Here is a 20,181-nt window from a genome sequence, read left to right on the forward strand (position 1 = left end):
TTTTATGAAATTTCTTGCTTAAAAGAATTTTCCTCTCTGTCTCATATTTGGATTATGCATATGTTTTTGCATAGAAGGCATCTTTAATTGGTCTTTCATCATCTTAATTTGGTCTGTCATCATTCCTGCGCTATCCAATCTTTTTGCTTCTTCCAACAATTTTTGACCTTCCTGCTTTCTGCCTTTAGAAATTGCTGCAGCTGCAAGATTTAAAGTTGCCATCGCTCTGTCATGCTTCATATTCAAACCATATTCTAATGCTTTTTTCATTAATGGTTCTACTTTCGTAGGGTGTTCCTGAGCCTGAGTTAATCCCAATAAATAGTGAAAATATCCGTATTGAGATTTATGAAGCTGAGTTTTATAATCTGTAATATTATTTAACCATGTTGCTGCTTTTTCCATATTTTGTTTTCTCAATTGCCAGAAAGCCAAAAGAATATTTTCATTTTTAAAGAAAAGGAAAATAGGAAGTGATGCCAAAAGAAAAACAACAATACCCCATCCCAAGTTTCTTGTGAAAATCATCATATAAAGACCTCCAATAATAAGAAGTGCTGCAACTACAAGTTTTATATACTTATTCATTATTAAATTTTAAAAGTGCAAAGATAAATAATTTAGAGGTTAGAAGCTAGAACTTAAAAGCCTGAATTCTTACAACTATTCACTCTTCATTTTTTCAAACGTCTGAAAACAGAAATCGTATTGGTTTTTTTCATCTTTTTCATGACAAACTTCATTGGTTTTACTCCAAACTTTTCCGTCAATTTTTGGAAAATAAGTATCTGCTTCCAAATCAGCTTTTACTAAAGTTACTTCCAGCTTATCTGCTATATCAATTGTCTGTTCATAGATATTTCCACCACCAATAATGAAAATATTTTCATCAATTTTTTTGGCAAATTTCACGGCCTCTTTTATACTTCCCACAATGAGAATTCCTTCCTGAAACCAGTCTTTTTTTCTTGAAACAACAATATTGGTACGATTAGGAAGTGGTTTCCCGATACTTTCATATGTTTTTCTTCCCATAATAATCGGATGTCCCGAAGTCAAATCTTTAAAATGTTTTAAATCTTTTGGAAGATGCCAAAGCAACTGATTATTAAAACCAATTTCATTTTTCTCTCCCATTGCTACCACTATTGTTGTCATTAAAATAATTTTCTACAAAATTAGCACATAATTTGTATATTTGATTGACACAAAAAATTTAAAAGAAATAAACTATGAAAAACAAAGGTTGTTTGAGCGCCGGAACAATTGGTATTGCTCTCCTTGTTATTGTTGCTATCTTATTCTTCTGGGGTAAAAATGGCTATAATGGCTTTGTAACTAAAGAACAAAATGTAAATACAAAGTGGTCTAATGTAGAAACTGTTTATCAAAAAAGAGCTAACCTTATTCCTAATTTGGAAAGAACAGTAAAATCTTATTCAAAATTTGAGCAGGAAACTCTTACTAAAGTAATTGAAGCGCGTTCTAAAGCTACTTCTATCAACATTGACCCAACAAATATGACAGAACAGGATATCGCAAGATTTCAGGCTGCTCAGGGTGAATTATCTGGAGCGTTAAGTAGATTAATGGCGGTTGTAGAGCAATATCCAAACTTAAAAGCTGACCAACAATATATTAACTTCCAAAGAGAATATATTGCTATTGAAAACAGCATCAGAACAGAAACTGTATATTATAACTCTGCTGTTCAGGAGTATAATACTTCAATCAAAACTTTCCCAAATAACATTTTGGCGAATTTTACAAACTTTAAAGAAAAACCTTTATTTAAAGCTGAAGCAGGAGCAAACAAAGCACCTGAAGTATTTTCAGAATAATGGATAACAGATTCTTAACAAATCAGCAAATAGCTTCCCTTGTGGAAGCTATTCAATCTGCGGAAGACCACTCTACAGGCGAAATTAGAGTACATATAGATTCTAATACCGAAAATGACAATGCTGAAACTGCATTTGAAGTTTTCAAAGAGCTTTGTATGAATAAAACCAAAGAAAGGAATGCTGTGCTTTTTCATGTAAATTTTGAGCAAAAATACCTTACCATTATTGGTGATGTTGGCATTCATGAAAAAGTGCATCAATCTTATTGGGATCACCTGCATGATTATATCACATCTGAATTTGCTAAAGGAAACTATCATAAAGCTTTAAAAAGTGCCATTCTGGAAACTGGTCTTGAACTGAAAAAACATTTTCCTGTTACAGGAGAAAATCCCAACGAACTTCCTAATGAGATTACGTTCTCTTAAAATCATAGTATCATTTTTATTAGTATGCTTTTACACATTTGTATCGGCACAATATACTATTCCTAAAAAACCTACAATTCTTTATCCTGTTTATGATGAAGCAGGAATTCTTTCTCAACAAGAAAAAGATGAACTAAATAATAAGCTCATAAAATTTGCAGATTCTACCTCAACAGAAATTGAGGTTGTAATAATTCCTTCTACAAAAGGAGAAGACATTAATTTTTTAGCTACAATGTTTGGCGAGAAATGGGAGATTGGGCAAAAAAATATTGATAACGGTGTTGTATTCTTGATAGCAACAGAAGACCGTAAAATGGCAATACAACAAGGAAGAGCCGTTGAAAAATATTTAACAGCATCTGTTGCAGGGCAAATTTTAGATTATATTGTCGCTCCACACTTCAAACAGGGAAACTGGTACGAAGGTATTAATCGAGGTACTTCTTCTATCATAGAAGCGGTACAAGGGAAATTCAAACCTTCAAATCAAAACTATAGTGGAGATGGCAGTGTTTTAAAAATCCTGATTATAGCCTTTATTATTTTCATCATTCTGGCTATTCTTTTCGGAAATAAAGGAGGAAAAGGCGGAGGAAATTACGATGACGATGATGACGTAATCATATCAAGAAGAGGTCGAAGAAATTATCCTGGAGGATTTTTCCCTTTCCCAGGTAGTTTTGGAGGTGGTGGCTTCGGTGGTGGAAGTTCTGGCGGTGGTGGTTTTGGAGGCTTTGGCGGAGGCGGTAGTTTTGGGGGCGGAGGTGCTTCCGGAGGTTGGTAACTCAAAATAATTACAACGAAATATAATCGGGCAAATATTTGTCCGATTTTTTTATTTAAAACATAAAATATTTAGATGAATTAAGATTATTTTTAACACTAAATTCAATTTATCATATTAAAAAATTAATAAAATCACACAAAAATTAACTTTTATTCAATAATTTTTCACTATATTTACTGGAAACAGGTATTGATTTATGAAGAAGACGTTAGTAATTTTTGCACATCCTTATTTAGAGCACTCCAATTCAAATATAGAGCTCATCAATTTCTACGTTCGCCATCAACATTTTACACTTCGTGACCTTTACGAAGAGTATCCTGACTTTCATATAGCGGCATTTAGAGAAAGAAAGAGAATAAAAGAGTATGAACGTTTTATTTTCCAGTTTCCTTTAATCTGGTTCGGAATGCCTCCTTTATTAAGACTTTGGATTGATGAAGTTTTTGACAGAAATTGGCTAAAAGAAGATGAATACAATCCTTTGGAAGGAAAAGAAGTACATATTTTGGTAACAACTGGAGGCAAAGAGAGATCGTTTAATAAAGAAGGAACATATAAATACACTGTGGAAGAGCTGATAAGTGGGCTCATTGTTTCCCTAAATGTTTTTAAAGCTAATATTAAAAATATAAAAATCGTTTACGAAGCCAATAAATTATCTAAAAAAGAAATTATTCTTCACAAGAAAGAATTCATGGAACTTCTTAATCAATAAATACTATGGAATCTACTTTAGCAATGAATACCCTTCTTTTTTTAGGCGTAGCTATTATTATGGTTCCGTTGGCAAGAAAATTGGGTTTAAGTTCTGTGATAGGATATATTGTTGGTGGTATAATTATAGGACCATATGTATTTAGTTTGACGGGCAAAAACGTTGATGACATTATGCACGCCAGTGAATTTGGAGTGATTATGCTCCTCTTTCTTGTGGGACTAGAACTTGAGCCCAGAAAATTCTGGGAAATGCGAAAGAAAATTATAGGACTCGGTTTAACCCAAATGTTGCTCACTATTTTTCTACTTTTTTTAGCTTTCATGTGGGCTGGATGGAAAATTGATAAAGCAATTGCTGTAGCCATGTGTTTTGCATTATCATCCACCGCTATTGTTTTACAGACATTACAAGAAAAAAACAATTTTAAAACCATCGCAGGAGAAGCATCCTTCTCTACCCTATTATTTCAGGATATTGCAGTAATTCCCATCCTTGCAATACTTCCTATTATTGCAAACTACAAAGCGAGACATACAGACAACAACATTCAGGTTTTAATTCAGACTCTTCCGGAGTGGATGCAGGCCGCAACCGTTATCTTGGGTGTTGTTATTTTAATTTTATTAGGAAAATACGTTTTTGTTCCATTTTTAAGATATGTTTCAAAATCAGGAATGACAGAGCTTCTTACTGCTTCTTCCCTATTTTTGGTAATTGGCGTTTCAGAACTGATGGTTGCCATCGGCTTGTCACCGGCTTTGGGAGCCTTTCTTGCAGGGGTAATGCTCGCCAATAGTGAATTCCGACATGAACTGGAAGCTCAAATTGACCCATTTAAAGGCTTATTATTGGCTGTATTTTTTGTGAGCGTTGGTTCAACGATGAATTTTAATATTATCCAAAAAGATCCGTTATTTATTTTCAGTACTGTGTTAGCTGTACTCACTATAAAATTCTTTGTATTGTACGCCATTGGAAAGTTTTTTAGAATAGATACTTCTCAAAGTTTGTTTTATGCATTTGCTCTTTCGCAGGTAGGAGAATTTTCTTTTGTTTTGATTAATTACGCATCCAGCCTTTATCTTCTCAGCCCAGAACTGAATGCCCAAATGATGGCTGTAACAGCAATTACAATGTGTGTAACACCTTTTCTTTTAATAATTAACGACAAACTTATCACTCCAAAATTCATTAAAGAAATACCTGAAGAAGAAAATGATTTCAATATTTTAGACAGTAATGTATCTCAAAAAAAGATTATTATTGTTGGTTTCGGACATTTTGGAAGTACAGTCGGGCGTTTGCTTAAAGCTAATAAAATATCGGCAACCGTTTTAGACCGAGATTCTGACCGTGTAAAATTATTAAGAAGCTACGGATTTAAGGTTTACTATGGTGATGCCACAAGAATTCCCATTTTGAGAGCTGCAGGAATTGAAGATGCAGAAATATTAGTTCTATGCCTTGATGATACGGATGATAATAAATTTATCGCAGATTTGGTGAGTGAGCATTATCCGAAAGTGAAAATCTTTGTCAGAGCTAAAAATAGAATTGATGCTTATAATTATTTAAATAACGGAATTAATAATATTTATCGTGAAACTTTAGGAACTGCCGTAGACATGGCCGTAGATGTTCTTCATGAAACAGGCATGAGAAAATATGCAGCAAGACGACTAGGGCAAAGATTTATGGCAATTGATAAGGCCTCAATTAAAAGGTTGGCCAGAGCAAAAGAAAATGACGATGAAATTCGCTTATTCACAACAAAAGAAATCCTCCAACGAGAGGAGGAATTATTAGCCTATGATAATCTTAATTTTGACAATCGAGAATGGGTAGATTCTGCACCATCCGAAGAAGAGGACGACGAAACCACCAACAATTAAATTATTGAATACTTACGCTCCCTCCACTGCTTTCTTCTTTTACTACATTTTTAAGTTCGCCTTTTTTATAAATATTTATACTTCCTCCAGAAGATGCTTCAGCATTTACTGTTGCAGTTGCAGAAATTTCTACACTTGCACCACTTGAGGCATCTGCTGTTACATTATCCGCAACTAAATTCTGAGCAGAAATACTTCCCGCTGAAGAAGAACTTACATTAACATTTTTAGCCTTGCCTGAAATATCCACGCTTGCAGCAGAAGAAGCTTCAAGACCCAAATCAACAGCCCATATTTTCCCTTCAAAGCTGCCACTACTTCCTACAGAAACATCAAAATCATTTGCCTCTAAATCACCGGAAATATTTCCAGCACTTGAAACATCAATCTCTGTTTTATCTTGAGTAAACTTATCTTTCACTGTAATTCTGGCTGCAGAATTAGCTTTCAATTTTGTAAAATCTTTCGCATAAATTCTAGCCGTTACTCTGTTATTATTAGTTACTCGAATTCCCGGTTTGTAGTGAATATGAAGCTCTTTTCCGTCAATATCAACCAAAATCTCATTAATAATACTTTCAGGAGCAGAAATAACCACCTTTTCCGTTTCAGATTTTATAACTTCAGCTTCGATAGCCTGAGAAACTTCAATTTCATCAAAATTACCACTGATTTCTTTTTGCCTTAAAGGCCCATTATCTTTAATTACAACCTTTTCTACCCAATTTTTATTCTTATTATCTTTATTTTTTTCATGTTTTTCATTACAAGAAGACAATAAAAGAAAGGCTGAAAATATAAAAAGAGTGGTCGATTTCATTTTTAATAATTTTATGAATTAAGTTTTAGTTATCTTTATACTTTTAATAACAACTAATTTATGAAAAATATTACATCGGTATTATTAATTTCTGCATTAGCATTCAATTATTCTTGTACAACAATGAAAAGCACCGATACTCAACAGGAAATTTCTATTCCTAATTCATTAGCATCAAACCCTTTTATGAAAAAAAGTAAACTTCAATATGAAGCTCCAGAGTTTGATAAAATAAAAGACGAACATTTTAAACCCGCATTTGATTTTGGGTTAAAGCAACATGACGCTGAGATTGTAAAAATTGCCAACAATTCTGAAACTCCTACTTTTGAAAACACTATTGTTGCATTAGAAAAAAGTGGTGAAATTTTAAAAAGAGCCGTTATTGTATTTTCAAATCTTACAAGTGCAAATACAAATCCTACATTACAAGCATTAGATGAAGAATATGCTCCTATTTTTGCGGCACATTCTGATAAAATGTATTTGAATGAAAATCTTTACAAAAGAATTAAAGCTATCTCTGAAGACGGATTAGATTCTGAAAGCAAAAGATTATTACAATACTACAAACAAAATTTTGAGATTGCAGGAGCTAATCTTTCTCTGGCTGATAAAGAAAAGCTTAAACAGATCAATCAAGAATTAGCTTCGCTTTCTACACAATATTCAAATAAATTATTGGAAGCAAGAAAGCAAGGAGGAGTTTTCTTTACTGATTCAAAAGAATTAGACGGCCTTTCAGCTGACGAAATTGCTGCTGCTGCAAGCGATGCTAAAAATGCAGGAAAGCCTGGTCAATATTTATTAGCTTTACAAAACACAACGCAACAACCTCTTCTTCAGAATCTTAAAAACAGGTCAACTAGAGAAAAACTATTTAAAGCATCTTGGCAAAGAGCTGAAAAAGGAGACGGAAACGACACTCGAGAAACTATTGAGAAATTAGCCAAGTTGAGACTTAAAAAAGCTCAGATTTTGGGCAAAAAAAGCTTTGCAGAATGGAAATTGCAGGATCAGATGGCTAAAACTCCTGAAGCAGCAATAAAATTAATGAATCAAATTGCAACACCTGCAGTAGAAACAGCAAGACGTGAAGCAAAAGATATTCAGGATTTGATAGACCAACAAAAAGGAGGCTTCAAAGTTGAACCTTGGGACTGGAATTTCTACGCTGAACAAGTAAGAAAAGCAAAATTTGATTTAGATGAAAATCAAATAAAACCATACTTTGAAATCACTACGGTTTTAGAAAAAGGGGTTTTCTTTGCTGCTGAAAAATTTTACGGATTAACATTCAAAAAAAGAACAGATCTTCCCGTTTATCATCCGGATGTAGTTACTTATGAAGTTTTCGATCATGACGGAAAATCTATTGCCATCTATTATTTGGATTTCTACACTAGAGACTCTAAAAATGGTGGAGCCTGGATGAGTAATTTTGTTGAGCAATCTTATTTGTTAGGAACAAAACCTGTGATTGTAAACTGTTATAATTACCAAAAACCGGCTCCAGGAAAGCCTTCTTTGATTAGCTATGATGATGTTTCAACGATTTTCCATGAGTTTGGACACTCTATTCACGGAATGTTTGCAAGTCAGAAATACCCATCTCTTTCAGGAACAAATGTACCGAGAGATTTTGTAGAGTTTCCTTCTCAAATTAATGAACATTGGGCTTTAGATCCTGTTGTATTGAAAAATTACGCTCTTCATTACGAAACAAAACAACCAATTCCACAAGCTCTAGTCGATAAAATCAAAAAAGCAGCGACTTTTAATCAAGGTTATATGACAACAGAACTGGTTTCCGCTGCTGCTCTTGATATGGATTGGCATACTGTAACAAATGAAAGTCAGCTAATTCCTGTTTTAGATTTTGAAAAACAATCCTTAGCCAATCACGGATTTACTTTAGCTACTGTACCTCCAAGATATCACACTCCTTATTTTGCGCATATTTGGGGAGGTGGTTATTCTGCAGGATATTATGCTTATTTATGGTCTGAAACATTGGATAACGATGCTTGGGAATGGATTAAAAATAATGGTGGATTAACAAGAGAAAATGGAGATCGTTTCAGAAAATACATTTTATCTGTAGGAAATTCTGTTGACTTGAATCAGGCATTCAGAGATTTTACAGGACATGACCCAGACATCAAACCTTTATTGAGAAACAGAGGTTTTATTAAATAACAAATATCTTTTATGGTATTAAATACAGGAATACAAGCACTCACTTCTTTATCACTAATAATTCTGACTTGTTTTTTAACGAAAAATAAAAGATTCGAAAACAAGTCAGAATCTTTTTATCATGTAAAATCAGATACGATTTTTTATGACTTTGCTTCGATTGAAATGGAGAAATGGATGCTAGAGGAACGAAAACATTTGGATTCAACATGCAAAGCGGAAACCAAAAGAGCGGAGACTGATATTAAAAAAAATAAACTTGTTTACTTTCATTATTTCGGTATGATAGACTCTTACAGAAGTAATGTAGAGATAAATAATCTTTTAAAAAAACACAATATCAAAGTAGATTCTGCATTGCATTATTGTACCGTTCCTATTGAATTACAGAATTGCTATGCAAGAGTAATGAGAAAAGAAATCGACAGAAAATTCGGCAATAGATTTATTGATTCTTTAAGACATATTGCAGAATTACAATATGTCAACAAAAACCTTAATAAAATCTATAGTTTCGAAGAATGCGATACGATTTCAAGATATCCTGAAGATAAAACCTATTCAGATTTTTTCAAAAGCTATGAAAAAAACTTCTGGAGTAGTGTAAAATACCCAGATGATTATGAATACAGAAAAGATAAAGACTATTATTCTTATCTTTCAGCGGACTTTATATTGCATAAAAACGGAAATGTTTCTGATATTAAAATTAGGCTAACATTCCAAAATAAAAAGAATTATAAATATGCATCTTATTTTATAAACGAATTGAAAAAATTCATTAAAAATACGAAATGGGTTCCTGCAAAAACTATGGGAATAATTGTAAACAGTGAAGTTCCTTTAACCTTACATTTTAAATGATTATGAAAAAAACTATTCTCGCGGCATTGATATTAGTATTCGGAACTATTTCTGCCCAAAAAACAAAAACACAAGTCAATAAAATTGACAAAAACCTTGTTGGCCTATGGAAAGGAGGTGAAAAAGACCAGCAAATTGAAGGCATGGAAAAACTTTGGATTATGGAGAGAAAAGAAGACGGAACTTTCATGCTTCTTTTTACCACTGTTCAGGATTGCCAAGTTAACCAACACATTGAAAAAGGACAATGGTGGATTGAAAATGGAGAATTTCATGAACTTCACTTTGACTCTGGAAGTACGGATGTTTACACCTATGAACTTCTGGATAAATCTCGTGTAAAATTCAAATCAAAAAGTATGACAATGGATATGACCAACAGCGAATATACGTTCATAGATACAAAAATAGAAGATAACAAGGATTAAAAAAATAAAAAAGAAGCATTCAAATTGATTGCTTCTTTTTTATTCTCAGTTTTAATTATCCAAAAACTTTTGAGATTTTTGTATTCAAAAAAAAAATTAAAAAAATGAATTGTCCTTGTTGTTCAGGAAAGTCTTACGAAGAATGCTGTAAACCCTATCATACAGGAGAAAAGCATGCTCCAAACGCTGAGGCATTGATGCGTTCAAGATTTTCTGCTTTTGCTATTCCGAATGGAGAATATTTAATGGAAACCACGCTTCCAAGCAAAAGAAAATTTCACAACAAAAAAGATTTACAGGAATGGGGAGAAATAAATAAATGGATGAAACTTGAAATCGTAAATAAACCTTCAATCAGTAAAGTTGAGTTTAAGGCTTTTTATACCGATGATGAAGGAAATAATCAAATCCATCACGAATTATCAACGTTTAAGATGGTTCAAAACCGTTGGTTTTATGTAAGCGGTGAATTTTTAGAATAAAAAAATGTCCGAAAAAAATCGGACATTTATATTATTTTTTAGTGAGTTTCATTTCCGTCAATTCCATGAGCGTGACCATGAGACAACTCTTCTTCCGTCGCAGGACGAGTGTTTAAAACTTCCACCTGGAAATCCAAAACTTTACCCGCCATTGGATGGTTAAGATCTGCTACTACAACTTCCGGAGTTACTTCTACTACAAATGCCTGAAAATTATTTCCTTGATTATCAGTCAAAGGTAAAATAACGCCTACAGGCGGAACTCCAGATTCTTTAAACATATCTATTGGTAGCTGTGCGATTGCGTCTGGTTGTCTTTCACCATAAGCTTCTTCCGGCTGAATTACAAAAGCTGCTTTATCACCAGCTTTCAGACCAAGGATATTTTGTTCAAATTTTGGAATCATCATTCCCACACCGTATAAAAATGTAAGCGGATTTTCTGCTGTTGTTTCTTCTACTAGAACCTTACTTCCATCTTCTTCGATCGTGTGAAGGATGTACTTTACAGCTACAACATGATTGTTTTCGATTGTCATATTTTCTTTTTTTGTCGTGCTTTTTCACGATTAACAGCACAAATATACTGTTTTTGAAATCATTGAACTAAGAAACATATCTAAAGAAGAATTTTGAACATATTGTTTTTAATTTCTGCCTTTTAATTCGTTTCGTTTTTTCTGTCTTAGAACAAAAAGATATAAACTTTCTACTTTTTCTCTGGCCCAAGGTGTTTTTCTCAGAAATTTCAATGAAGAATTTATACTCGGATTATCCGTAAAACACCTGATTTTTATTTGCTCTCCAAGTTTTTCAAAACCGTTATAGTATTCTACCAACTCTTCAAGAATAGCATCAAGTCTTTTGCCGTGTAGAGGATCTTTAGATTGATCTTGCATGATTTTTTTTGTAAAAGTACTAATAACAAATCACACTCTACTAACCATTGCTTAATGAAGTACTTCTTGATATCACCAAAAACCTCCAATGAAAATCACTGAAGGTATTACATTCATAAATCTTTTATATTGGGTTTTACGTCTTTACCAAATAACTCTATCGATTTCATCATAATATCATGTGAGGGATCTCCAACATCCATATGTCCAATAAATCTTGTAATCCCAAAAAGCTCTTTCATATAAGTAATTTTATCTGCAACTTCTTGAGGAGAGCCAATAAACAAAGCTCCATCTTTGCTTCTTCCCCCATCATACTGCATTTTTGTATAAGGTGACCAACCTCTTGAAGCTCCTATTCTATCCATTTGAGATTTATAGCTATCAAAATACTCTTCAATTACTTTTTCATCATTACTTACAAAAGTATGCGAATGAATGGCTATCTGCATTTTCGACTCATCATGACCTGCTTTTTTATATTCCTGTTTGTAAAATTCAATTAAATTTTTAAACTGAATCGGCATTCCTCCAATAATGGCAACTACTAAAGGCATTCCCAACTGAGCAGCATTTAAAACCGATTGCGGAGTCCCTCCTACAGCTCTCCAGATTGGTATTTTACCATTATTTTTTGCTCTTGGATAAGCCGTTTGATTATTCATTGGAGCACGAAGTTTCCCCGACCAAGAAACATTTTCTTCTGAGTTTATTTTCAGTAATAATTCTAATTTTTCGTCGAAAAGCTGTTCATAGTCATTCAGTGAATACCCATACAATGGAAAAGATTCAATAAAACTTCCTCTTCCTACGAAAATTTCGGCTCTTCCATCGGAAATCAAATCTAATGTTGAAAAATCTTCATACACTTTTACGGGTTCGGAAGAACTTAAAACCGTCACTCCACTCGCTAACTTTATATTTTTTGTAATACCTGCAGTAGCAGCCAAAACAATTTCTGGAGAAGAAACAGCATAATCGGGACGGTGGTGTTCTCCCATTGCAAAAACATCAATTCCTACCTCATCCATTAATTTGACTTGGTCCAAAATTTCATGAATTTTAGCTCCTGCATTTCTGTATTTTCCTGTTTTTTGATCAAATGATAAATCGCCAAACAGTCCTATTCCTAATTCCATATTACCTATTTTTAGATAGAACAAAAATACGTTCCTTATTTTCCAAAAACATTGATGTTTGATAAGAATACATTGTACACTTAAAATTGAAAATATATTCTAAGATTTATACTTTAATTTTAAAAACTGTTTTTCAAAAAGATGGTATGATAAAAATGCAATCAGAACGGTACCCAAAAATGAAAATGAAAGTATCACATACCATTCGAAATGATACTTTTCTCCAATTTTCCGGAAGAACATAATAACGACCAAATGGATAAGATATAATCCGTAAGTATACTTCCCGAGTTTTGCTAATACACTTTTATCCGAAATTTTAAACATATTTCTATCTCCAAGAGTAGATAAGATTAACCCCGAAAAAAGCAACCCAAATATAATAGGTCTCAAATTAATATTCTCCAAAACAAAATAGTCAGGAGGTAATGCTATCATAAATATAACTACAAGAAGATAAATATATTTATAAATTACAGAGATTTGAGTTAATTTATTAATGACATCTTTCCTAAAAACAAATAAATAAGCAGGAACTGCCCCAAATGCAAAATAATCTATATTACTAAAAATATCATATGGAATAATATTCATTATACTGTAAATCAATCTGAAAACAAATGCAATAATTAGACAGATGACAATTAATCTCGGAATACGTTTCAACGGAATATAATAAAGTAAAAGTCCCCAGATAATATAAAAATGTTCTTCCAAACACAGTGTCCATATCACAGGCAATGGAGAAACATTAGGATGTTCTCCTGTAAACATTACCATATAATTTTCCAGAAAAGTAAATGTAAAAAACCAATTGGGTTCATACCCTTCATTAGAATACGGTATATGTAATCTATCTAATAGGTACGGAGTAAAAAAAGCAAATAAAACCATTGCATAATACAATGGCCAAATTCTTAAAACTCTTCTTTTAAAAAATGGTTTCAATAAAACCCTCCCTTCATTGTTAATTTTTTCAACAATCAAAATATAGGTAATAAGAAATCCACTCAATACAAAGAAAAAAGAGACTCCTATCTCTCCTCTTGAAAAATAATTTAAAAAATTATTCTCAGGAATTACACCAGAGTGGTGAAGAAATACCAAAAGGAAAGACAAGAATCTTAAAGAGTCAAAAGTATGAAAATGAATTCTATCTACTTTTAAAAAGCTCATTCAAAATATTATTCTATTTCTTTAAATACTGGTCAAAATAATCTGTCACTTTCTGCATAAGGTGTACTCTATCTTTTCCTATTACATTGTGCGGATGCCCCGGATAAGCAAAATAATCTATCTGTACTCCATTATCAACAGCAGATTTTACAAACTTAACCGAATGTTGCCAAACCACCACATCATCCTGTGCTCCGTGAATCATTAATAATTTTCCTTTCAGGTTCTGAACTTTATTTAAAAGATTAGATGTAGCATAACCTTGCGGATTTTCCTTAGGGCTATCCATATATCTTTCTCCATACATGATCTCGTACATACTCCAATCAATAACAGGACCTCCTGCAACACCTACTTTGAAAACATCTGGCTTACGAAGCATGAAACTAGTTGTCATAAACCCGCCAAAGCTCCATCCGTGAATTCCCATTCTTTCTGAATCAACATAAGAAAGTGACTTTAAATACTCTACCCCTTTCATCTGGTCGTTCATCTCTGTGGTTCCTAAATTTCTGAATACAGCCTGTTCGAATTTTAGTCCACGATTGGCAGAACCTCTCCCATCCATTGTAAAAATAATGTATCCGTTTTGAGCCATATATTCATACCAAAGATTTCCCGACGCCGGAAAACTATTCGTTATCAATTGTAAATGCGGTCCGTTATACAAATAAACAATTGTTGGATACTTTTTGTTGGGGTCAAAATTCGTCGGAAGGATAATTTTTCCGTACAAAGGTGTTCCGTCATCTGCTTTTAGCTCTACATTCTTAATTTCAGGTCTCTGATAGTTTTTCAATGTATTTTCAGCAGTTAAAATATTATCAGATTTTAAAGTATTCGTATTAATTATGTTTACAGCTCTTGGTGTATTAGCATTACTGTAAGTATCATATAAATAGTTTCCGTCACTACTCAAAACTCCTGTATGAACACCTTCTGCATTGTCTAATTTTTGCATTTTGAAATTAGCCCAGTTGATTTTATACAAATGCTTTTCTAAAGGAGTTTCTTTTGTGGAAGTGAAATAAATTTCCTTTTTCTTTTCATTAAAGCCTAAAATATCGGTTACCAGCCAATCACCTTTTGTGATTTGAGCAACCAATCCTTTTTCCAGATTATAATGGAATAAATGATTATAACCCGTTCTCTGACTTTGCCAAATAAAATCTGTATTTGAATTCGGGAAGAAAGTCAGCGGGTGTTGTGGTTCAACATATTTATCACTTGTTTCTTCAAATAAAGTTTTGACAAAATCCCCTGTTGCAGCATCATATTGATTCATTTTCAAATGATTCTGACCTCTGTTCAGAACGCCTACAAAAATATATTTAGAATCAGGGCTCCACGTGACAGCTGTTAAATATTGATCTTTCTCTCCTTCTATTTTTAAGAAGGTTGTTGACTGATTCTTAATATTAAAAACTCCTAAACTCACCTGATGCGAAGTTTGTCCGGCCATAGGATATTTTATATTATGATTCACAGCCGGAGTTACAGACCAATCTATAATCGGATAATCTGCAACCATTGTTTGATCCATTCTATAAAATGCTACACTTTCAGAATTCGGAGCAGGAAAAATTCCGGTATCAATCCCAAATTCATTTCTATGAACAGTTGAAGCTCCGTTTAGGATATTTTCATCAGAATCGTTTGTTACGGCAATTGTTTTTCCGTTTTTATTAACAAATAAATTATTCTTTACTGTAAAAGCAAAAGTCTGATTATCTCCAAAAACTTTAACATTAGATGCATCTTTATCAATAGCAACAGAATTTTTCATTTTCCAATCACTTCCTGATTTTTCTACCCAAACCATCTTATCTTTCAGGTTAAAATAACCATTAGAATTACTGATGAATTTAATCTGTGGAATTGATTTTAATTTATTATCTGCCAGATTTTTATTTAACTGAGTTAAAGATACTAATGTATCCTGTTTTTTTGTTTTTAAATCCGTAATCAAATATCCTCCTTTCACAGCCTGAATGTATGATTTACCATCACCAGACCAAGAAAACTGAGAGATATTTTTCACTGCAAGGTTACTTCTTAAACCATTAACAGCTTCCGCCATTGTAAATTTTTGAGTCTGAGCAAATACTGAACTACCCAAAACCAACATCAATAAAGAAAACTTATGTAATTTCATTGTATAAAATTGAATCCTTCAAAAATAGTAAATAAAAATCATCCGTTAAGAAATGTTAAATTAAAAGATTCATAATTTGATAATAATGAACGTATATAAAATCTTTCTTAACTTAATAGTATAATTTAATGGTAAAATTATTCGATAGTTTTAAATAGTAATGTTAAAGTTCATTTCTTATCCTATATCAATGGATTTAGTATGTAATCCCAACTAAATTTGCATCATTAAATAACAACAAAATACAAAATACAATGGCTACAAAATGGAATCTTGACCCAGCGCACAGTGAAATTACTTTCAAAGTAAAACACATGATGATTTCTAATATTAAAGGAAGTTTCACAAACTTCAATGCGGAAATCGAAGCAGACGACGATACTTTTGCAAATGCTAAAACTACAGCAACAATACAGACAAACTCTATCTCAACTCATAATACAGACAGAGATAATCACCTGAAATCTGCAGACTTTTTCAATGCAGAAGCTAACCCTACTATCACTTTTGATTCTCAGGCATTGAATGGAAACATTACAGGAAATCTTACCATCAACGGAATTACAAAACCAGTAACCCTTGAAGTAGACTTCAACGGAATCAATGTTGACCCATGGGGAAATACAAAAGCAGGTTTTTCATTTGAAGGGAAAATCAACAGAAAAGATTTTGGTCTGAACTGGAATGCGGCTCTTGAAGCAGGTGGTGTGATGGTAAGCGAGGAAGTAAAATTAGCGGGAGATTTACAATTCGTAAAACAAGCATAATTTTTAATATACGTTATGAAAGGTTCAGGGATTTTCTAAAACCTTGAACCTTTTTTATTTTATAATCTTCAATACAATGAACCTCAACGACCTACAGAACATAAGTAACAATTTCCAGAACACACAAAGAATGCCTGTATTATTTCTTGGGCATGGTTCACCTATGAATGCTATTGAAGAAAATCAATTTGTACAAGGATTTCGAAAAGCTGCATCTGAAATTCCGAAGCCGAATGCCATTTTGTGTATTTCTGCACATTGGTACACACAGGGAACTTTCGTTACAGCAATGGATATGCCCAGAACAATTCATGACTTTGGAGGTTTTCCGCAGGCTTTGTTTGATGTACAATATCCTGCTCCCGGAAATCCGGAACTGGCAAGAGAAACGGCCGAACTTTTAACTCCCGTAGAAATTGGAGAAGATCACAATTGGGGGTTGGATCATGGTGCTTGGTCGGTTATCAAACATATGTACCCTAAAGCAGATATTCCTGTAATTCAGTTGAGTATTGATTATACCCAACCTCCACAATATCACTTTGATTTAGCAAAAAAATTAAACAAACTTCGTAAAAAAGGAATTTTAATAATTGGAAGCGGAAATATTGTGCATAATTTAAGGCTGATAGACTGGAGAAATATTAATACGGTCGGAGCCGGATGGGATTGGGCAATTGAAGCTCGTGAAAAAACAAATAATTGGCTTCTCGACGGAAATTTTCAAAATATTATTGATTATCATAAACAGGGAACGGCTTTACAATATGCAGTTCCTACACCAGATCATTATTTACCTTTGATGTATACTTTAGGTTTAAAAGATAATTCTGAAAATCTAAACTTATTTAATGATGAACTCATTGGTGGCTCATTAAGCATGACAAGCGTAAGAATCGGATAAAATTAATCTTGTTATCTATAAATGAAAAAGTAATGTCGTTATCAACAACATTACTTTTTCTATTTAATAGCAACTTATTCTTATTGCACTGCCTTTAAAGCATTAATATTCCCATATCCGTAATTAGCATTCGGAGTAGGATAATACGTTGCTGACTGTCTCATTTTGTTAAGAACCTGATCTCTCGTCCATGAGGGATTTTTAGCCCAAACTAAAGCGGCAATTGCGGCTGTAGAAGCTGTAGCAACAGAAGAACCTCCTACATAATCTGTCTGACCGTTATAATAGCTAAGAACAGGAATTGTATTTCCAGAAGCTCTTTCCATTTGGTAAGTAAAATCTATTTCAGCTCCTGAATGGCAAACATCACATTTCTGATTTGATGTATTTTCTTTCACTCCTGTGATAGCTTGTGCTTCAGGCATCCAAGCTGGGAAAATTACTCCTACAAAATTGGTAAAACTCGTTGAAGTACCTCCTGCACAAAAAATTAATTTTCCTTTAGAATATGCATATTTTACTCCATCTTCTATTTTTCCTACAGAAAAAATGTGCCCCATCGACATAGAAATGATTTTTACTTTTGTATTATTTCCTAATTCCGTAAAGGCTATTTTCACCCCTTCTTGCTCATGATAACCATCCAAAACCACATTGGAAGCAGCTCTATATGCTACTAAATTAGCATTATAAGCAATCCCGACAGGTTGTCCTATATTATTTCTTGGTGCTGTCATTGCAGAAGCCATACTTGTTCCGTGCCCACATTTATCTGCAGAACCATCATAACCAGTACTCCAAGGCCAAACCGAATCTACATACACTCCATTTTTAGTAATGGTTCTTCCTGATGAATTTCCATTATTGAAACTACTTCCCAACAAAGTTTGCTCAGGAGAAACACCTGTGTCAATTAAACCTATTGTAACTCCAGCTCCTGTACTATAGCTCCAGGCACTCGTAATATTGTGCTTTGCAAAAGACCAAGGTACTTTTGCACTTGGTGTAGTAGTTGTATAATCTGCTGTACTCAGAGCTGTTGCTTCAAATCCGCATCCTGAAGAACTACTTGATTTAGAAGCATTACCAAATGATTTTTCATTTTCAAAATAACGATAATCAGCAGGTTCTAAATATCGAATATTTTTCATTTTTCGAAGTGCAATTATCGTTTCCTGCTTTTCTATTACAACGTCAATTTGATTTAAATATTGATCTGAAGATAATAAAATCCTATCCGTTTTTCCTTCATATTTTTTGATAAGATCTAAAATTTCATTTTCAATATTAGCATTGTCAGGACTTAAACTTCTATCGAAAGAAGAACCAAAACCTATAGATGCAATTTTATTTCCTTGAAAAATAGCACTCCAAACAAAATGTTCAGAAGATTCTTTCCACGAAAACCTACCTTTTGTTTTAATGGTTTCATTAATTTTTTCATTAATCTGTTTTGCTGATAACGGATCTTTCTGAACAACCTCCATTTCAAAAGGAGTATTTTGAACATCCTCCCTGTTACATGATGCAGTAATTAAAAACAGCACCAGCAAATAAAATACGTTTTTTCTCATATAAATAAATTCTTGGTTAATTAGCACAAGATATTAATTTATATTGTATTTTACCTATATTAATATTAAAATTTTACATTAAATGTTCATTAAATAAATTTAAAATAAATAAAAATGGATTATTGTATGAATTTTATAAAACCTTTTCAAAACAAGCACTTTTATCAATTCCAACATACTGACCATAATTGGGTATTCTTTTATAACCATTTTTCTGGTAAACAAAAACAGCTTCATTCTCTTCTGCTAATGTTTCCAAAACCGCTTTTTCATAACCTAATTGCTTTGCCCAAATTTCTAATTCTTCTAAAATTTTCGTTGCTAAACCTTTCCTTCTAAATTCTGGATTAGTGAACATTCTTTTTATCTCCACGGAATCATTATTAAATTCTTTAAATGCTCCACAAGCAACTGGAATATCTACAATATAGATAATCACGCAGTTTTTAATCAAATCAATTTTATTAAACTGTTCAAAAAAAGAATTGTCTTCCCCATTACGAATTGCTAGCTCAGCATCAAGAAGTCGCACTAATTTTTGAAAATCGATATCTGAAGAATCTGTTCTTTTAATTATCATTGATTTTTTATTTAAAATTATATAAAAAAAGCTTTCAAAAAGAAAGCTTAAATATTTTTACTGTACCGGCTGAGGTGGGCTCTGAACTTTATAATGTTTGTTAATTTTATCATTAACTTTCTTATTAAAATCTTTGGTATAATTATTAACAACTTCCATAGATTCTTGCAATAAAGAAGGCATACTGGAAATCATTTTTTTACCTACGGGTGTTTTATAAAACTTTATCAATTCATCAATATCAGACTCTGTATAGTATTTATCGTATAAAGGAATATACATTGCTATAATTTTTTCAGAAGTTGCTTCTTTTTTAAACTCATCCCAAAAACCAGTTGGTAAATCTTTATATTTATTATTATAATAGTCCATGAATTGTTGAAATCCTGTCGCTATCATTTTATCTGTTTCTGTCAATGCAATGAGCTCCTGAACTTTTGATGTTTTAGATGATTGAGCAAATGAAATGACTCCTATAAAAAAAGAGCAGGTTATAATTAGTTTTTTCATTAATATACT

22 protein-coding genes are annotated in these 20,181 nt (G+C 32.7%); 11 read left to right on the plus strand and 11 right to left on the minus strand.

The genetic code is table 11. From position 1 onward, the window contains the following. Positions 1–18 precede the first annotated feature (18 nt). Both OH806_RS15655 and OH806_RS15660 read right to left on the minus strand, forming a co-directional pair. On the minus strand, positions 19–588 hold the full coding sequence (locus tag OH806_RS15655; RefSeq protein WP_264744620.1) for a DUF2892 domain-containing protein: 570 nt from the start codon (positions 586–588) through the stop codon (positions 19–21). Between the two features lie 75 nt (positions 589–663). After that, a complete protein-coding gene (locus OH806_RS15660; protein ID WP_264744621.1) occupies positions 664–1,158 on the minus strand; it encodes a dihydrofolate reductase in 495 nt (164 codons plus the stop codon). A gap of 74 nt (positions 1,159–1,232) precedes the next feature. Between OH806_RS15660 and OH806_RS15665 the strand changes: the two genes are divergently transcribed. From OH806_RS15665 to OH806_RS15685, 5 genes are all read left to right on the plus strand, one after another. Further along, complete coding sequence (locus tag OH806_RS15665) at positions 1,233–1,841, plus strand: LemA family protein (protein ID WP_264744622.1); 609 nt, start codon at positions 1,233–1,235, stop codon at positions 1,839–1,841. Continuing rightward, positions 1,841–2,272 carry a TPM domain-containing protein gene (locus OH806_RS15670; protein WP_264744623.1) on the plus strand — a complete coding sequence of 144 codons (432 nt, stop codon included), beginning with the start codon at positions 1,841–1,843 and terminating at the stop codon, positions 2,270–2,272. The genes OH806_RS15665 and OH806_RS15670 overlap by 1 nt, the downstream gene beginning before the upstream one ends. Beyond that, positions 2,253–3,059 carry a TPM domain-containing protein gene (locus OH806_RS15675; protein WP_264744624.1) on the plus strand — a complete coding sequence of 269 codons (807 nt, stop codon included), beginning with the start codon at positions 2,253–2,255 and terminating at the stop codon, positions 3,057–3,059. Before OH806_RS15670 ends, OH806_RS15675 begins: the two co-directional genes overlap by 20 nt. Positions 3,060–3,258: 199 nt before the next feature. Continuing rightward, a complete protein-coding gene (locus OH806_RS15680) occupies positions 3,259–3,780 on the plus strand; it encodes an NAD(P)H-dependent oxidoreductase (protein WP_264744625.1) in 522 nt (173 codons plus the stop codon). Positions 3,781–3,785: 5 nt separating this feature from the next. Continuing rightward, complete coding sequence (locus tag OH806_RS15685; RefSeq protein ID WP_264744626.1) at positions 3,786–5,675, plus strand: monovalent cation:proton antiporter-2 (CPA2) family protein; 1,890 nt, start codon at positions 3,786–3,788, stop codon at positions 5,673–5,675. A 1-nt stretch (position 5,676) separates the two neighbouring features. Here OH806_RS15685 and OH806_RS15690 read toward each other — a convergent pair whose 3' ends face one another. Next, the gene (locus OH806_RS15690) at positions 5,677–6,495 is read right to left on the minus strand and encodes a head GIN domain-containing protein (RefSeq protein ID WP_264744627.1); all 819 of its coding nucleotides are present in this window, start codon (positions 6,493–6,495) and stop codon (positions 5,677–5,679) included. Between the two features lie 60 nt (positions 6,496–6,555). Between OH806_RS15690 and OH806_RS15695 the strand changes: the two genes are divergently transcribed. From OH806_RS15695 to OH806_RS15710, 4 genes are all read left to right on the plus strand, one after another. Next, a complete protein-coding gene (locus OH806_RS15695; protein WP_264744628.1) occupies positions 6,556–8,694 on the plus strand; it encodes a M3 family metallopeptidase in 2,139 nt (712 codons plus the stop codon). Between the two features lie 12 nt (positions 8,695–8,706). Next, entirely contained in the window at positions 8,707–9,558 is an 852-nt protein-coding gene (locus OH806_RS15700; RefSeq protein WP_264744629.1) for a hypothetical protein, read from the plus strand. A gap of 2 nt (positions 9,559–9,560) precedes the next feature. Further along, entirely contained in the window at positions 9,561–9,986 is a 426-nt protein-coding gene (locus tag OH806_RS15705) for a hypothetical protein (RefSeq protein WP_264744630.1), read from the plus strand. A 104-nt stretch (positions 9,987–10,090) separates the two neighbouring features. Beyond that, a complete protein-coding gene (locus OH806_RS15710) occupies positions 10,091–10,468 on the plus strand; it encodes a YchJ family protein (protein WP_264744631.1) in 378 nt (125 codons plus the stop codon). Between the two features lie 38 nt (positions 10,469–10,506). Here the strand turns inward: OH806_RS15710 and OH806_RS15715 are convergent, their stop codons facing one another. From OH806_RS15715 to OH806_RS15735, 5 genes are all read right to left on the minus strand, one after another. Continuing rightward, positions 10,507–11,007: an FKBP-type peptidyl-prolyl cis-trans isomerase gene (locus OH806_RS15715; RefSeq protein WP_264744632.1), complete on the minus strand. Its 501-nt coding sequence runs from the start codon at positions 11,005–11,007 to the stop codon at positions 10,507–10,509. Between the two features lie 108 nt (positions 11,008–11,115). Next, entirely contained in the window at positions 11,116–11,367 is a 252-nt protein-coding gene (locus OH806_RS15720; RefSeq protein ID WP_264744633.1) for a VF530 family protein, read from the minus strand. 113 nt (positions 11,368–11,480) lie between these two features. Beyond that, entirely contained in the window at positions 11,481–12,506 is a 1,026-nt protein-coding gene (locus tag OH806_RS15725; protein ID WP_264744634.1) for an LLM class flavin-dependent oxidoreductase, read from the minus strand. Positions 12,507–12,605: 99 nt separating this feature from the next. Beyond that, on the minus strand, positions 12,606–13,682 hold the full coding sequence (locus tag OH806_RS15730) for an acyltransferase family protein (protein ID WP_264744635.1): 1,077 nt from the start codon (positions 13,680–13,682) through the stop codon (positions 12,606–12,608). 13 nt (positions 13,683–13,695) lie between these two features. Continuing rightward, on the minus strand, positions 13,696–15,837 hold the full coding sequence (locus tag OH806_RS15735) for a S9 family peptidase (protein WP_264744636.1): 2,142 nt from the start codon (positions 15,835–15,837) through the stop codon (positions 13,696–13,698). Positions 15,838–16,091: 254 nt separating this feature from the next. On the opposite strand from OH806_RS15735, the gene OH806_RS15740 reads away from it, so the two are divergent. Both OH806_RS15740 and ygiD read left to right on the plus strand, forming a co-directional pair. Then, positions 16,092–16,604 (plus strand): YceI family protein, encoded by a 513-nt coding sequence (locus tag OH806_RS15740; protein WP_264744637.1) that lies wholly within the window; start codon positions 16,092–16,094, stop codon positions 16,602–16,604. A gap of 76 nt (positions 16,605–16,680) precedes the next feature. Then, positions 16,681–17,508: a 4,5-DOPA-extradiol-dioxygenase gene (gene ygiD, locus OH806_RS15745; RefSeq protein ID WP_264744638.1), complete on the plus strand. Its 828-nt coding sequence runs from the start codon at positions 16,681–16,683 to the stop codon at positions 17,506–17,508. Between the two features lie 80 nt (positions 17,509–17,588). Here the strand turns inward: ygiD and OH806_RS15750 are convergent, their stop codons facing one another. The 3 genes from OH806_RS15750 to OH806_RS15760 all read right to left on the minus strand — a co-directional run bounded on the left by OH806_RS15750 (position 17,589) and on the right by OH806_RS15760 (position 20,172). Then, positions 17,589–19,082: a S8 family peptidase gene (locus tag OH806_RS15750; RefSeq protein ID WP_264744639.1), complete on the minus strand. Its 1,494-nt coding sequence runs from the start codon at positions 19,080–19,082 to the stop codon at positions 17,589–17,591. Positions 19,083–19,215: 133 nt separating this feature from the next. After that, on the minus strand, positions 19,216–19,662 hold the full coding sequence (locus OH806_RS15755) for a GNAT family N-acetyltransferase (protein WP_264744640.1): 447 nt from the start codon (positions 19,660–19,662) through the stop codon (positions 19,216–19,218). Between the two features lie 57 nt (positions 19,663–19,719). Continuing rightward, on the minus strand, positions 19,720–20,172 hold the full coding sequence (locus OH806_RS15760) for a DUF2059 domain-containing protein (protein ID WP_264744641.1): 453 nt from the start codon (positions 20,170–20,172) through the stop codon (positions 19,720–19,722). Positions 20,173–20,181 lie beyond the last annotated feature (9 nt).

Origin of the sequence: Chryseobacterium oryctis, assembly GCF_025971925.1 — a bacterium.
GTDB classification, from domain to species: domain Bacteria; phylum Bacteroidota; class Bacteroidia; order Flavobacteriales; family Weeksellaceae; genus Chryseobacterium; species Chryseobacterium oryctis.